Genomic DNA, 12304 nt, shown 5'->3' with positions numbered 1-12304 from the left:
TTTGATTTAAAAAAGGTAGTTTTTTGATTTTCGAAGTTTTCTATAATTCTTTTAATGAGTTTATAATATCTTGTATTGTATGAATCGAAGTATTAAGAGCCATTTTGTCAGCTAATGTTGGACTAAATTTCAAAACTTCATCTTTAGAAATTTTGTGCCAAATAGGTAAAATAACTTTATGACCATTCATTTCTCTAGCAACCATACCATTTAATTCATATTCGGTCCAATTTTTTTTGACAAATGATGGAGAAATTATCACTATACCGTATCTAGATTTGGAAAGACCGTTATCAATTTTCTTCCTTAGGCTATCTCCAATTTTTAATTCAAATTCGTCATACCAAACTTCAAAACCATTTTCTTTTAAAGCATCAGCCAAATCTCGAACTATTTCCTCTTTGTCTTCAGAGGCATGAGAAATAAAAAAATCGAATTCCTTATCATTAATTTCACTTTCTGTAATTTTAATTTTAGAAGAGTAATTTTGATTAACTAAAAATTCTAATTGATTTTTTTGGATTTGAATATCTTGTTGAAGCTTTTTTTGAAAATCTAGTTGCTCTTTTTGGATTTTTTTTTGCTCAGTTTCTTCTGCTTTTCTTAAATCTTGTTTTTTTCGACCTAACTCAACTGATTTGCTCGCAATTTGTTTTTGATAATCAGCAATTTTCTTTTTAAAATTATAGATATCGTTTTGATATCCTTGCATTTGTCTTTGCTTACTTTGTAATGTAGAAAGAGATGTGCTTTTATTTATTGATCTGTTTATAGTATCAATTTGTTTAACCTTATCATTTTCTTTTTTATTTTCATCCGCAATTTTTTTCTGTAAGTCAGCAATATCTTTTTCAATTTTACTCACTTGATTTTGATAATAGGATGAATTCATAATATTTGTTTTTTTAGATTAGGAACAACTTTTTATTGCAACTGATATAATGCTTTTATTGGATAATCAAGTTAATTAAATATTTGCTGTTTTTGAAATCGATACTCCTCAAATATATAAATTAACATCGAACAACTTCCAAAATTCGATTTACCAAACATACCCCCTTTAAATCCCAAAACCTTACGGAAATCCGTAAAACCCTCTTCTGAAAACAATTCCCCTAGCCCTGATAGTCCCGAAGTGTTGGGAGGCATCCTTTTTAGGCAAACGAAAACTATCTAAATTAAAAACCAAACCTTCTGCCTAAAAAGATATAGCGGATCCCGAAGTCTCGGGAGGAAACAGCTCCTAAAAACCATCATAATTCCACCAAACAATCTTAAGAAACGAACCCTGAAAAACTCAAAAAGTTAATGATAGAATTTTCAACAAAAATTTCGTAATTTTGCAGTCCAATAAAAAGGAATTAAAAAATGTTAGATAGACTTCAAATAGTAAAACAACGTTTCGACGAGATTTCGGACTTAATTATCCAGCCGGATGTTATTTCTGATCAGAAACGTTATGTGCAATTGAATCAGGAGTACAAAAACCTGAAAGCATTGGCTGAAAAGCGTGATGAATATGTGCTTTTGATGGCTAATATAGATGAGGCAAACGAAATTATTGCGGATGGAAGTGATGCAGATATGACCGAAATGGCCAAAATGCAGCTAGACGAAGCAAAAGAAAGATTGCCTGAACTGGAGGAAGAAATTAAGTTTATGTTGATTCCGAAAGATCCTGAAGATGCTAAAAACGTGATGGTCGAGATTCGTGCCGGAACGGGTGGGGATGAAGCGAGTATTTTTGCCGGAGATTTATTCAGAATGTATACTAAATATTGTGAGAACCAAGGTTGGAGAACTTCGGTTGTTGATATGAACGAAGGAACTTCAGGTGGTTTCAAAGAGGTTATTTTTGAGGTTTCGGGAGAAGATGTTTACGGGACTTTGAAGTTTGAAGCAGGTGTTCACCGTGTACAACGTGTTCCTCAGACTGAAACGCAAGGTCGTGTGCATACATCGGCTGCAACTGTAATGGTTTTACCGGAAGCGGAAGAATTTGATGTACAAATCGATATGAACGACGTTCGTGTCGATTTCTTCTGTTCGTCAGGACCTGGAGGACAATCGGTTAATACAACGAAATCGGCTGTACGTTTAACACACATTCCAACCGGATTGGTGGCGCAATGTCAGGATCAGAAATCACAACACAAGAATAAAGATAAAGCTTTGAACGTTTTACGTTCTCGTTTATACGAACAGGAATTGGCTAAGAAAGAGGCTGAAGATGCTACAAAACGTACTTCTCAGGTAAGTTCTGGTGACCGTTCGGCTAAGATTCGTACCTACAACTATGCTCAGGGTCGTGTAACAGATCACAGAGTTGGTTTGACACTTTATGATTTAGGAAACATCATGAATGGTGATATTCAGAAAATTGTGGCTGAGCTGCAGTTGGTGAATAATATGGAGAAATTGAAGGAAGCTTCGGAGGTTTTTTAAGCTTAGAGCAAAGAATATAGAATAAAGAATAAAGAGAATAGATTAGAGCCGAACTTACGTTCGGCTTTTTTTATGAATATAGCCCACGGTTTCAACCGTGGGAGACGTCGCGTGTTTAAATGTATTTAGTTTTCTTTTTAGAGAATAGAATAAAGAATATAGAAAATAGATTGAAAGCCGGACTACTTTGTAGTTCGGCTTTTTTGCTGGGAAATAGAAAATACACGCGAGGTTTTTATTACAATTTTTGAAATAAAATCAAAAACTTAACTAAAACCTAATCGATTAGACTTTTTTATTTACTTTTTTTGTTAAATATTTGTAAATATTAAAACATGACAAAATAAACCTAACCAATTATTTATGAAGAAAATTTTACTTTTATTTTGCTTCTTAGGGAGCTTTTTTTGTGCCCGTGGGCAATCTTATTTCGGATTTCGGGATGATAATTATGCCGGGATTCAGGGGGCGCTTTTTAATCCGTCTGTTATTGTAGATTCTAAATACAGGGCCGATGTTACTATTTTCTCTGCGAGTTCCACCGCACAGAATGATTTGTATGGCGTTAATTTTGCCGAAGTATTAGACGGCGGTTTTGATCTGCAGGCTGATGCCAGCAAAAACATCAAATCGAATAACAGAGGAAATTTTAATGTCGATATTTTAGGGCCGTCTTTTATGATGAATATAACGCCGGTACATAGTATTGCCCTTTTTTCCAGAGTTAGAAGCATTACCAATCTTGTGGATGTAAATGGTCAGCTTGTTGATGAGGTAAATAAAGACATCGACATGTCGAACAGTTTTTTAATATCAGGAGGGAATCCAAACGGTGTTAGTAATTCCTGGGCTGAGATTGGAGCCAGTTATGCTACTGTATTATTAGATCGTGACATGCATTTTATAAAAGGTGGAATCACAGTAAAATACTTGATGGCCGGAGTAAACGGTTATATTAACGGAAATAACTTAAGCGTGGCTTTTACTAAGAATGAGGCTAATCCTGCTTTGAGTCAATATTACTCAACAGGAACGCTAAAAACGTCTGCAAGCTATGATTATGAGAACGGAAAAGATCCGGAATTTGATGCGACTTCAGCTGGTGTGGGAGTTGATTTGGGTTTTACGTATGAGTATCGTACGAACTGCCATACCTGTACAGGAAATCGATATAAACTGAAAGCCGCAGTAGCTGTAACTGATATTGGTAAGCTGAATTATAAAAATGCCATTGAAAACACGTATAACCTTACTGGTAGTGTTTCGCAAGATGACATTGATAGTGCAGATGATATCTTTGAATTTTTCGATGCCAATTATACCAAAACAGCAACCAGAAAAGGAGTAAAGGCCAATTTGCCAACTGCATTGCACACGAATTTTGACTGGAACATTGACAATAAATTCTATTTAAATTTAAGCACTGATTTTAGTTTGACAGATGCTAAAAAAATAAATTCAACTGCGATCGCAAACTCAGTCACTTTTACTCCGCGATATGAAACAAGACAATTCAGTTTTTATCTTCCGGTAACCTATATGGAATACAGCGGAGTTCAGGTAGGAACTGGTTTTAGGGCTGGTCCGTTGTTTATTGGTTCTGGTTCATTGGTTTCGAATTTGTTTTCGAACAATTCAAAAGCCTGTAATTTGTATGTTGGTTTGAAATTGCCACTTTATCAAAATTACCAATAAAGGGCTCTGAGGTTTTTAAAATTAGAGGGAAAAGGAAAAAGAGGAAAAAGAGGAAAAAGAGGAAAGAAGCAAGAAAATAGAATATAGAAAATAGAATTTAGAGAAAGCCGGACTAGTTTAGTTTGGTTTTTTTGTTTTGGTTAGGGATAATACTAACGGTAATATCTTTTAAAATAAAAAGAGACTATTTCACTAATATGAAATAGTCTCTTTTGTTTAAAGTTGAGGTTTTTACCTAGCAGCTTAGAATCTAATAAACTTAGCATCTTAGCCACTTAGTACCTCAAAACCTTAAAATATAGTGAAGTATTAACCGTTTAACCGTTGTTAAAGTAAAAACGTATAAACGAGTTAGATACCTAGAAATACTCTTGTGAATTCAAAACATTTATATAGATTGGAGTACATGTACACACCATTTTTTATTATTATTTCTTCTATCTTTTCCATAATATTAATATTAAGTTAGACAATTACTCCTCTGATGATTCGTGTTGTGATGATTCCTCCGATGAAGATTCATGTTGTGGTTTTGCGATCAGAGTAGTTACGGCAAGTTGTAATATAGAACCGAGAATATTTTTGAATATAGAGTCGGTTTTTCCTATTACTAATTTTTTTGCCAGAAGGCCTATTCCGATACTGATCGCTGATTGCGCCAGATCGCTTTTAAAACCAACAGTTTCATTGATTTCTGCCACCGTGTTTCGAATTAGATTAAGAGGTTTTAAATTCTCTTTAATTTCATCGATTTCATCTTTAATTGCAACCCATTCAGCATCTTGTTGTGCTTCTAATTGCTTTATCCTCTGATTTAATGCATCAATAGTATAAACGGCTTCCATAACAGTCTTTTTATTAATTAGTTAAATCAGTTTTGTGTTTCTTTTAAAATACTGGAAACAATCATGTTTCCAATAGGCGTTTTTATCAAGGAATGTTGTGCTTTATGCAAAACAATCGCAACGATAAGATAAAAGAGCGCCATGATAAAAAAGCCGTAATAATACTCACCAAGCTCTTTTCCAATCCATAAACTAAGTCCGATATTCAGAAACAAAGTGAAAAATGCAACAACAGCGCCAACCGCAATTTTGGATGTTAACGATGATAATACATCTGCTGAAGCTGCTACTGTTTTCAGCTTGATTAACTCAAGGCTGGTTTTAGTATAGTCCTCAGCTTTTTCATACATATTAAGGTTCTCGGTAGTTGTTGCATTTGTTTCCATGATATAAGGTATTTTTAGGATTGAAAAATTTCACTTTTAATAGTTAGTTTTTACAGTTTTTGCTTCATCTTTAACTTGGTTGAAGTCTTCTTTTGCCTGATTGAATTTTGCTTTTCCTTCATCAATGATATCTTTTCCATTTGAAGTAATTGTGCTTAAAATTCCATCAAATTTGCCTTTTAAATTATCTCCGTAATCTTTTGATTTATCTGAGATTTTTTTTCTTGTGTTTGATCCTTTGTCCGGTGCAAACAATACTCCTAAAAATGCTCCTGCAGCTGCAGCTCCTAAAATTCCTAAAATTGTGTTACTTGTTTTCATAATATTTGATTTAGTGATTAATATAAATTTTTTTATTTTGTTGATTTTTAAATTTCACGACCTTTAATAAGTCTGAATAATATTGCGATAATTGCAATTACTAATAAGATGTGGATAATACTTCCGGCGCTATAGGCAAAGAACCCAATGGCCCAAAGAATAACTAAAATAACTGCTACTGTGTATAATAAATTTGACATGGTTTTTTATTATTTAATGGTTAATAATTTGTTTTTATTTTTAGTTCAGTTTATACGAAACGTATAGGGTAAGATTGCTGTTTTTTGCATCTGGAAACGTATAAGTTGTTCCGCCAACAGTTCTTTCTTTACCAACGGTTGTTAAACCATAATTGTAACGTAGTCCAACACTTATTGGGTTAAAATCTACTCCGACACCAGCTGAAATACCAGCATCAAATTTGTTTAAATCATCAGTGTCAACTTCTTCTTCAAAGTTAAAATCTCCGTCACCTGTTACTTTTGAACTTACCAGGTATGATGCATAACCACCGGCGTGAACATTAAAGTTTTTAGTAATATTGACTCTTACTAATAAAGGAAGCTCAATATAATTTAATTTGAATTTTGCATTTCCGCTTGCAAAAGCATTGTTGTAATCTAATTCAGCACCTTTTGTAGTAAATAATAACTCTGGCTGAATAGCTATAAAATCTGAAACAGGTAGTGTTGCATAAACACCGGCATTAAAACCGTAAAGTACATTCTCGTCATCAGCATCGTTTTGATACAGATTAGACATATTGAATCCTCCTTTTACACCAAACTCGGTATTTACATTATTGTCCTGAGCGTGTAGCATTCCAAAAGAAGCTGTCAAAAAAAGGGTTAAGGCGCATAAAAAATTTGATTGCATTTTCATTGTTAAAAATTTTAGTTGTTAAAAAATATATATATATAAAGACATTTAATTAAATTCACTCTTAATTTGTTCTGTTTCTCGTAAAAGTTGGTACTGTTCGGGTAAATACTCAAGAACTAATTTCAAAATCAACTGATCATTTGTTTTTTTAGAAATCTGTTCCAGCATTTTAATTTGTTGATCTAGTGCTATTGTCATCGAACTTAAATAAGCATTATTAAAATTGGTACCATTTGTATTATTCAACTCTGTTAATTCACCATTATGAGAGGCGTTGATGTCGGTAATGATAATGAGCTTTTTATTTGCCATTTCGGTTACTTTCTGCAACAATTGATTTTGATGATCTGCAATTTTTTTGCTTACTTCCAATATTTTACTTTCAGAACTTTTTTGTTGTGCAACCTGACTTTTTGAAATCATTGAATTGACAATATTTCCCATTTCGATAAAAAAAGAAGTTTCGATTTCTTCAACTTTACTTTTATTAAAAGCTTCTTTTTTAATGGAGTTTTCCCGTTGACTTTTTTTTCCGCAAAACGGAAAACAAATTATTATAATCAATAAGAAAAGAACTTTAAAAAATGGTGCTTTTGTTAATGGCATTGTTTTCATTATTACTTCATAAAGTATTACATTACAAAGATGCTAACGAATAGAATGTTTTGCTTTACAGCATAAAAAAGAAACGTTATATAATTCCCATAACGGCTTTATATAACGATTTTTAAGGTGTTTTTGAGAACATAAAAAAAGCGTTTACTGCAAATGAACTATGTCATTTTTCAGTAAACGCTCTCTTACAATATTATATAGGTTATTCCGGTAGAAAAACTGTAAAAACAGAACCAACATTTGGGGTACTGTCGGCTAAAATATGTCCCTTATGATTTTCGACAATCTTTTTGCAAATCGCTAAACCAATTCCGGTTCCAGGATAATCTGTTTTAGAATGTAAACGTTGAAAAAGTATAAAAATGGTTTCTTTAAATTGAGGGTCGAATCCCATTCCGTTATCTTTAAAAGTTATTTTATGGAATTTTTTTATCGACTGTTCTAATAAATCAGGATAATCGGCTGATAATACTTTTTCGCTTTCAATAGTAATTTCAGGGGAAATTCCGGGTCTGTTATATTTTAAAGAATTTCCGATTAGATTAATAAAAAGCTGTTCGATCTGATAAGGTATAACAGAAAGTTTAGGCAATTTTGAAGCTATAATAATCGCTTTCTTTTCATGCATCACTTCAGTTAACTCAGATTCGGCATTTTGAAGCAAGTCGTTTAGATTTGATTTTATAAATTCTTTTTTAGTAGTATTCGTTCTTGAAAATAAAAGCAAATCATCAATAAGTACACGCATCCTTTTTGCCGAAACTTCAATTTTTGTAATATAATCTCTGGCACTTTGTGACATGGCCGCTTTATCAGCCTCAGAAACTCTCGAAATAAAAGTTTGAATTTTTCGAAGCGGTTCCTGTAAATCGTGACTTGCCACGTGATTAAAAGAAGCTAGTTCTTTATTGCTTTTTTCTAGTTCTCTGTTGCGTTCCTGAAGTTCGATATTAAGTAAATGCTCGTCAGTAATATCAAAATTGATTCCAAGTAGAATTTTGCTTCCCTGTTGATCAGTTAATAATTTTCCGGTTGATTTAAAATACCTGATTTCATTATTTGGACGGACAATTTTATAATAAATAAAGGGAAGATTTTTTTTTGCCATTATTTCGTCCATTGATTTTGAAACAGCTTCTTTGTCATCATGGTGTACAAAATCGAGAAAAGTTTCTATTACAGGCACAAAAGAATTTGGTGTAACTCCTAATAATCGAAACTGATTATCAGAATAAGTAATTTTATTCGAATCTAATTCCCATTGCCAGGTGCTAAATTTTCCAATAATTTCAGATTCGGCCATTAAGCCTCCTGAAATTAAAAGTTGTTTGTTAAAAATTTTCAAACGCTCAAAATCACGACTGATTTGTCTATAGGCTAATAAAATGAAAATTAAGGCTGTTAAAAATAAGGAGATTGAAAAAACCGGACTCAAAGAAATTTCCTGATCATAAATTTCCAGTCTTTTTTTAAGATATTTTTTCTCGATATCATTCATTTTATCCACTTGAAAACGAATGTTTTCCATCAATATTCGCCCTCCAAACATGTAATTGTCAAGTTTGCGTTTATCGTATGTTTTTGGATCGCTGTATTTGAGGCAATTTTCGAACGAAACAAATCGCTGAATTATTAACTTGAAGATATTTTCGAGATTCTTTTGTTGGACCGGATTATCAACAGTTAATTTTTTGAGAGTGATAAAGGAAGCGTTTACTTTGTCGCGCGAATAAAGATACGGAGTTAAAAACCTGTTGTTTCGTGTAATGATGTATCCACGCTGGCCAGTTTCAGCATCTTTAATCGCTGACATTAATCGTTCTAATTGTAGGTTTATTTCATACGTATGCATTGCTAATTTGCTGGATTCATTTAAGTCCTGATTGTGCTTATAAGCAATGGAAGATAGAAATAACAGAATGAAAACTGCGATGACAAAAATAACTCTCAAAGAGTTTGAAGAATTAAAATTTGGTATCCATTTCATTTAGCATGCATATTATTTTAGTCGTAACAAAAAGTTATCACGGTTCAAACCTGATGTATGATAGTGCCAGTTAACGGTCACGACTTCATTGATAATTTTCTTAAGTGTATTAAAATCGCTTGGTTTTTTAATGTAAATATTAGCTCCTTGTACAAAAGTGTCTTCAATATCTTCTTCAGATGATGAAGTAGAGTAGATGGCAATAATAATGTTTTTTAGGCGATCTGTTTTTTTAATTTCAATCAAACATTCTTTACCTGTTTTTTTTGGCATATTCAAATCCAGAAACAAGATATCCGGTAATTTGTTTTCAGGATCCATCAAATGATCCATTAACTGCATTCCATCATGAACAAATTGTACTTTGGTTTGTATTTTGATTTCTTCAAAAGCGTCTTTGAAAAAAAGACGATCATCTTCGTCATCATCAGCCAATAAAATATTTAATGCGTTTTTTTGCATTTTAGTATAGTATTTAGATTTTATTTTAAATTTTCTCTTCGTTTTTTAATGATTCTCTGAAAAGCCGATGGCGTAATTCCGGTAGTGTTTTTAAACTGTGTACTTAAATGTGCTACACTTGAGTAATTTAGTAAAAAAGCAATTTCGGTCAAACTCATTTCATTAATAATAATTAATTGTTTGGCTCTTTCAATTTTTTGTAAAATGATAAAATTTTCGATAGAAGAGTAGGTTACTTCCGAAAAAACATTGGACAAGTATCCATAACTGTGGTTTAATTTTTCTGCTAAAAACACAGAACTTTTATAATTGTTACTGTCTTCCAGGAAAACAAGTTCAATTATCGCATCCTTAATTTTTTGAACCAAAACACTTTTTTGATTTTCAACAACTTCAAAACCATGTGGAGCTAAGTTTTCTTTTAAAGCTTCGAGTTTTTCAACATCCAGATTATCTTCAATTTCAATCTCACCAAACCCCAAAGTTTTAAAATTTACATTTTGCTCTTCAAGATTTTGTTTTAAATAAAGAGAACAAATGGTGTTTATGTCGAACTTTATAAATAATTTCATTTTTAAAAATTTGGTTAAAGATAATTAATTTATTTTTGGTTCTGGGGTAAATTCCCATCCTATACGTCAAGTATTGTAACAATATAGCAAAAAAAATCAAAAAAATACCGTCTAATGTTTTTTTATTAGACGGTATCCTGGCTGACTTAGAAGATTTTACAAATCTGAAATGATTTGTTGAACTTCTTCTTTAGTCTTACCTAATTTTTGCTGAAGTTTTCCATAAATTTCATCTTCTTTACCTTCAGCGTACATTAAATCATCATCTGTAAGATCTGCGTATTTTTGTTTAAGTTTTCCCTTCAACTCGTTCCAGTTCCCTTTAATTTCTGTAGTATTCATAATATTTTTATTTGTATTATTCGGATGTAAAATTGCAAAATGTGAGTTAGTTCTTTGTTACACTTATTCGTTTAACTGTTGTATAATTCACATTTGTATATTTTTTAAACTTGATAACGTCTTAAAATCCAGGCCATTTTTTCATGTTGTTGCAACAGGCCTGTTATAAAATCGGCTGAGCCAATGTCGTTATTTTCATTTTCAAAAACAGGAATGTAATTTCTAAATTCCGTAACTAATTGTTCATGATTCTCTAAGAGTTCTTCCAACATGCTTTTTTGAGAGGCATATTCTTTTGGAGATTCTTTTAAAGTAGAATTTTCAATAAATTCTTTCATGGTTCCAATCGTTTTTTCACCAAGCTGACTAATACGTTCTGCAACCTCATCAATATTGGCCTCTAAAATGCGGTACTGATCTTCAAACAATTTGTGCAATTCCATAAAGCTGTTTCCTGAAATGTTCCAATGAAATTTTCGGGTCTTAACATACAAAGTCATTTCGTTCGATAAAATAGTGGCTAATATGTTCGTGCTCTTTTTTAAATTCTTTGGACTAATTCCGATATTTGGGCTCATAATTGCTTGATTTAAGGTTGTTTTACAAAAATAACTTAGCGGTTCCTTTTTTATCTTATATAATTTTGAGAAGATGTTATAGGAATTCAATGTGCTGGTTGAGAGTTCTCAGGTATAAGTTATGAGTTTCAGGTTTAACATTGACTTTCCTTTCGCTTATAACTTCTAACTCATAACTCAAAACTCATAACTTATTTGTAATTTTGCCGCAATAGTAAAATACAATATGACAACACAACAACTACACGAACAAATTCTACAAAAAAAATCATTTTTATGCGTTGGTCTTGATCCGGATTTAACAAAAATGCCACCTCATTTATTACAAACTGAAGATCCTATTTTCGAATTCAATAAAGCCATAATCGACGCTACACACGATTTGGCTGTGGGATACAAACCTAATACTGCTTTTTTTGAAGCGTATGGCATAAAAGGCTGGATGTCATTGCAAAAAACAATTAATTATATCAATGAAAATTTCCCTGAAATGTTTACCATCGCCGATGCAAAACGTGGCGATATCGGGAATACATCAAGCATGTATGCAAAAGCTTTTTTTGAAGATTTAAATTTTGATAGTGTAACCGTTGCTCCTTATATGGGAAAAGATTCGGTTGAACCTTTTCTGGCTTTCGAAAACAAACATACGATCATGTTGGCCTTAACGTCTAATGAAGGTGCTTTTGATTTCCAAACTATAACTATAAACGGAACTCGAGGCGAAGCCGAACAGAGCGGAGCTAAAGAATTATACAAACAGGTTTTAGAAACCTCTAAAACATGGAAAAATAGCCAAAATTTAATGTACGTGGTCGGTGCTACCAAAGCAGAGTATTTTGCAGACATCAGAAAGATAGTTCCTGACAGTTTCTTATTAGTTCCCGGAATTGGCGCACAAGGCGGAAGTTTATCGGAAGTATGCAGATACGGAATGAATGATAAAGTAGGTTTATTGGTAAACTCTGCAAGAGCGATTATCTACGCCTCAAAAGGAATTGACTTCGCCGAAAAAGCAAGAGAAGAAGCGTTGAAAGCGCAACAGGAAATGGAAGGGATTCTTAGTTTCAGGTTTAAAGTTTTACTTTGAACATAATTTTCTACCACAGAGATTCACAAAGTTTTTTCACAGAGATTCACAAAGTAATTTATTATACTTTGCGAGTAACCTTCG

At 32.5% G+C, this 12304-nt stretch carries 15 protein-coding genes; 3 read left to right on the top strand and 12 right to left on the bottom strand.

The genetic code is table 11. The features are described from left to right. Positions 1-40 precede the first annotated feature (40 nt). Positions 41-892 carry a toll/interleukin-1 receptor domain-containing protein gene (locus IHE43_RS19260; protein ID WP_192185407.1) on the bottom strand — a complete coding sequence of 284 codons (852 nt, stop codon included), beginning with the start codon at positions 890-892 and terminating at the stop codon, positions 41-43. 476 nt (positions 893-1368) lie between these two features. On the opposite strand from IHE43_RS19260, the gene prfA reads away from it, so the two are divergent. Together prfA and IHE43_RS19250 are read left to right on the top strand one after the other, a co-directional pair. Continuing rightward, a complete protein-coding gene (prfA, locus tag IHE43_RS19255) occupies positions 1369-2445 on the top strand; it encodes a peptide chain release factor 1 (RefSeq protein WP_026981929.1) in 1077 nt (358 codons plus the stop codon). Positions 2446-2808: 363 nt separating this feature from the next. Beyond that, entirely contained in the window at positions 2809-4140 is a 1332-nt protein-coding gene (locus IHE43_RS19250; protein ID WP_192185406.1) for a DUF5723 family protein, read from the top strand. A 473-nt stretch (positions 4141-4613) separates the two neighbouring features. Here the strand turns inward: IHE43_RS19250 and IHE43_RS19245 are convergent, their stop codons facing one another. The 11 genes from IHE43_RS19245 to IHE43_RS19195 form a co-directional block, all read right to left on the bottom strand. Next, the gene (locus tag IHE43_RS19245) at positions 4614-4985 is read right to left on the bottom strand and encodes a hypothetical protein (RefSeq protein ID WP_192185405.1); all 372 of its coding nucleotides are present in this window, start codon (positions 4983-4985) and stop codon (positions 4614-4616) included. A 26-nt stretch (positions 4986-5011) separates the two neighbouring features. Continuing rightward, positions 5012-5371: a hypothetical protein gene (locus tag IHE43_RS19240; protein ID WP_192185404.1), complete on the bottom strand. Its 360-nt coding sequence runs from the start codon at positions 5369-5371 to the stop codon at positions 5012-5014. A 36-nt stretch (positions 5372-5407) separates the two neighbouring features. Continuing rightward, positions 5408-5692, bottom strand: a complete 285-nt coding sequence (locus tag IHE43_RS19235) for a YtxH domain-containing protein (RefSeq protein WP_192185403.1) — start codon at positions 5690-5692, stop codon at positions 5408-5410. A gap of 47 nt (positions 5693-5739) precedes the next feature. Beyond that, complete coding sequence (locus tag IHE43_RS19230) at positions 5740-5892, bottom strand: lmo0937 family membrane protein (RefSeq protein WP_139257033.1); 153 nt, start codon at positions 5890-5892, stop codon at positions 5740-5742. 40 nt (positions 5893-5932) lie between these two features. Further along, entirely contained in the window at positions 5933-6574 is a 642-nt protein-coding gene (locus IHE43_RS19225; RefSeq protein ID WP_192185402.1) for a porin family protein, read from the bottom strand. A gap of 45 nt (positions 6575-6619) precedes the next feature. Beyond that, complete coding sequence (locus IHE43_RS19220; protein WP_225585213.1) at positions 6620-7180, bottom strand: DUF4142 domain-containing protein; 561 nt, start codon at positions 7178-7180, stop codon at positions 6620-6622. Positions 7181-7391: 211 nt separating this feature from the next. Then, complete coding sequence (locus IHE43_RS19215) at positions 7392-9176, bottom strand: CHASE3 domain-containing protein (RefSeq protein WP_192185400.1); 1785 nt, start codon at positions 9174-9176, stop codon at positions 7392-7394. A gap of 12 nt (positions 9177-9188) precedes the next feature. Next, on the bottom strand, positions 9189-9638 hold the full coding sequence (locus tag IHE43_RS19210) for a response regulator (RefSeq protein ID WP_192185399.1): 450 nt from the start codon (positions 9636-9638) through the stop codon (positions 9189-9191). 20 nt (positions 9639-9658) lie between these two features. Next, positions 9659-10210 (bottom strand): AraC family transcriptional regulator, encoded by a 552-nt coding sequence (locus tag IHE43_RS19205; protein WP_192185398.1) that lies wholly within the window; start codon positions 10208-10210, stop codon positions 9659-9661. A gap of 156 nt (positions 10211-10366) precedes the next feature. Next, positions 10367-10552 carry a CsbD family protein gene (locus tag IHE43_RS19200; protein WP_192185397.1) on the bottom strand — a complete coding sequence of 62 codons (186 nt, stop codon included), beginning with the start codon at positions 10550-10552 and terminating at the stop codon, positions 10367-10369. Between the two features lie 104 nt (positions 10553-10656). Continuing rightward, on the bottom strand, positions 10657-11130 hold the full coding sequence (locus IHE43_RS19195) for a Dps family protein (protein WP_192185396.1): 474 nt from the start codon (positions 11128-11130) through the stop codon (positions 10657-10659). 226 nt (positions 11131-11356) lie between these two features. Here IHE43_RS19195 and pyrF point away from each other — a divergent pair, with 226 nt between their 5' ends. Further along, positions 11357-12220: an orotidine-5'-phosphate decarboxylase gene (gene pyrF / locus IHE43_RS19190; RefSeq protein ID WP_192185395.1), complete on the top strand. Its 864-nt coding sequence runs from the start codon at positions 11357-11359 to the stop codon at positions 12218-12220. Positions 12221-12304: the final 84 nt, after the last annotated feature.

The sequence above is a fragment of the Flavobacterium sp. MDT1-60 genome, assembly GCF_014844035.1.
In the GTDB taxonomy this organism is placed as follows: domain Bacteria; phylum Bacteroidota; class Bacteroidia; order Flavobacteriales; family Flavobacteriaceae; genus Flavobacterium.
Note: the sequence above shows the minus strand (reverse complement) of the source record. Positions and strands in the feature narration are given on the sequence as shown.

Excerpts from the sequence above, each read along its gene's own strand:
- IHE43_RS19195 (WP_192185396.1), bottom strand. The coding sequence starts at position 11,130 with ATGAGCCCAAATATCGGAATTAGTCCAAAGAATTTAAAAAAGAGCACG.
- IHE43_RS19250 (WP_192185406.1), top strand. The coding sequence starts at position 2,809 with ATGAAGAAAATTTTACTTTTATTTTGCTTCTTAGGGAGCTTTTTTTGT.
- IHE43_RS19240 (WP_192185404.1), bottom strand. The coding sequence starts at position 5,371 with ATGGAAACAAATGCAACAACTACCGAGAACCTTAATATGTATGAAAAA.
- IHE43_RS19220 (WP_225585213.1), bottom strand. The coding sequence starts at position 7,180 with ATGCCATTAACAAAAGCACCATTTTTTAAAGTTCTTTTCTTATTGATT.
- IHE43_RS19210 (WP_192185399.1), bottom strand. The coding sequence starts at position 9,638 with ATGCAAAAAAACGCATTAAATATTTTATTGGCTGATGATGACGAAGAT.
- IHE43_RS19245 (WP_192185405.1), bottom strand. The coding sequence starts at position 4,985 with ATGGAAGCCGTTTATACTATTGATGCATTAAATCAGAGGATAAAGCAA.
- IHE43_RS19215 (WP_192185400.1), bottom strand. The coding sequence starts at position 9,176 with ATGAAATGGATACCAAATTTTAATTCTTCAAACTCTTTGAGAGTTATT.
- IHE43_RS19205 (WP_192185398.1), bottom strand. The coding sequence starts at position 10,210 with ATGAAATTATTTATAAAGTTCGACATAAACACCATTTGTTCTCTTTAT.
- IHE43_RS19225 (WP_192185402.1), bottom strand. The coding sequence starts at position 6,574 with ATGAAAATGCAATCAAATTTTTTATGCGCCTTAACCCTTTTTTTGACA.
- prfA (WP_026981929.1), top strand. The coding sequence starts at position 1,369 with ATGTTAGATAGACTTCAAATAGTAAAACAACGTTTCGACGAGATTTCG.
- IHE43_RS19260 (WP_192185407.1), bottom strand. The coding sequence starts at position 892 with ATGAATTCATCCTATTATCAAAATCAAGTGAGTAAAATTGAAAAAGAT.
- IHE43_RS19200 (WP_192185397.1), bottom strand. The coding sequence starts at position 10,552 with ATGAATACTACAGAAATTAAAGGGAACTGGAACGAGTTGAAGGGAAAA.
- IHE43_RS19235 (WP_192185403.1), bottom strand. The coding sequence starts at position 5,692 with ATGAAAACAAGTAACACAATTTTAGGAATTTTAGGAGCTGCAGCTGCA.
- pyrF (WP_192185395.1), top strand. The coding sequence starts at position 11,357 with ATGACAACACAACAACTACACGAACAAATTCTACAAAAAAAATCATTT.
- IHE43_RS19230 (WP_139257033.1), bottom strand. The coding sequence starts at position 5,892 with ATGTCAAATTTATTATACACAGTAGCAGTTATTTTAGTTATTCTTTGG.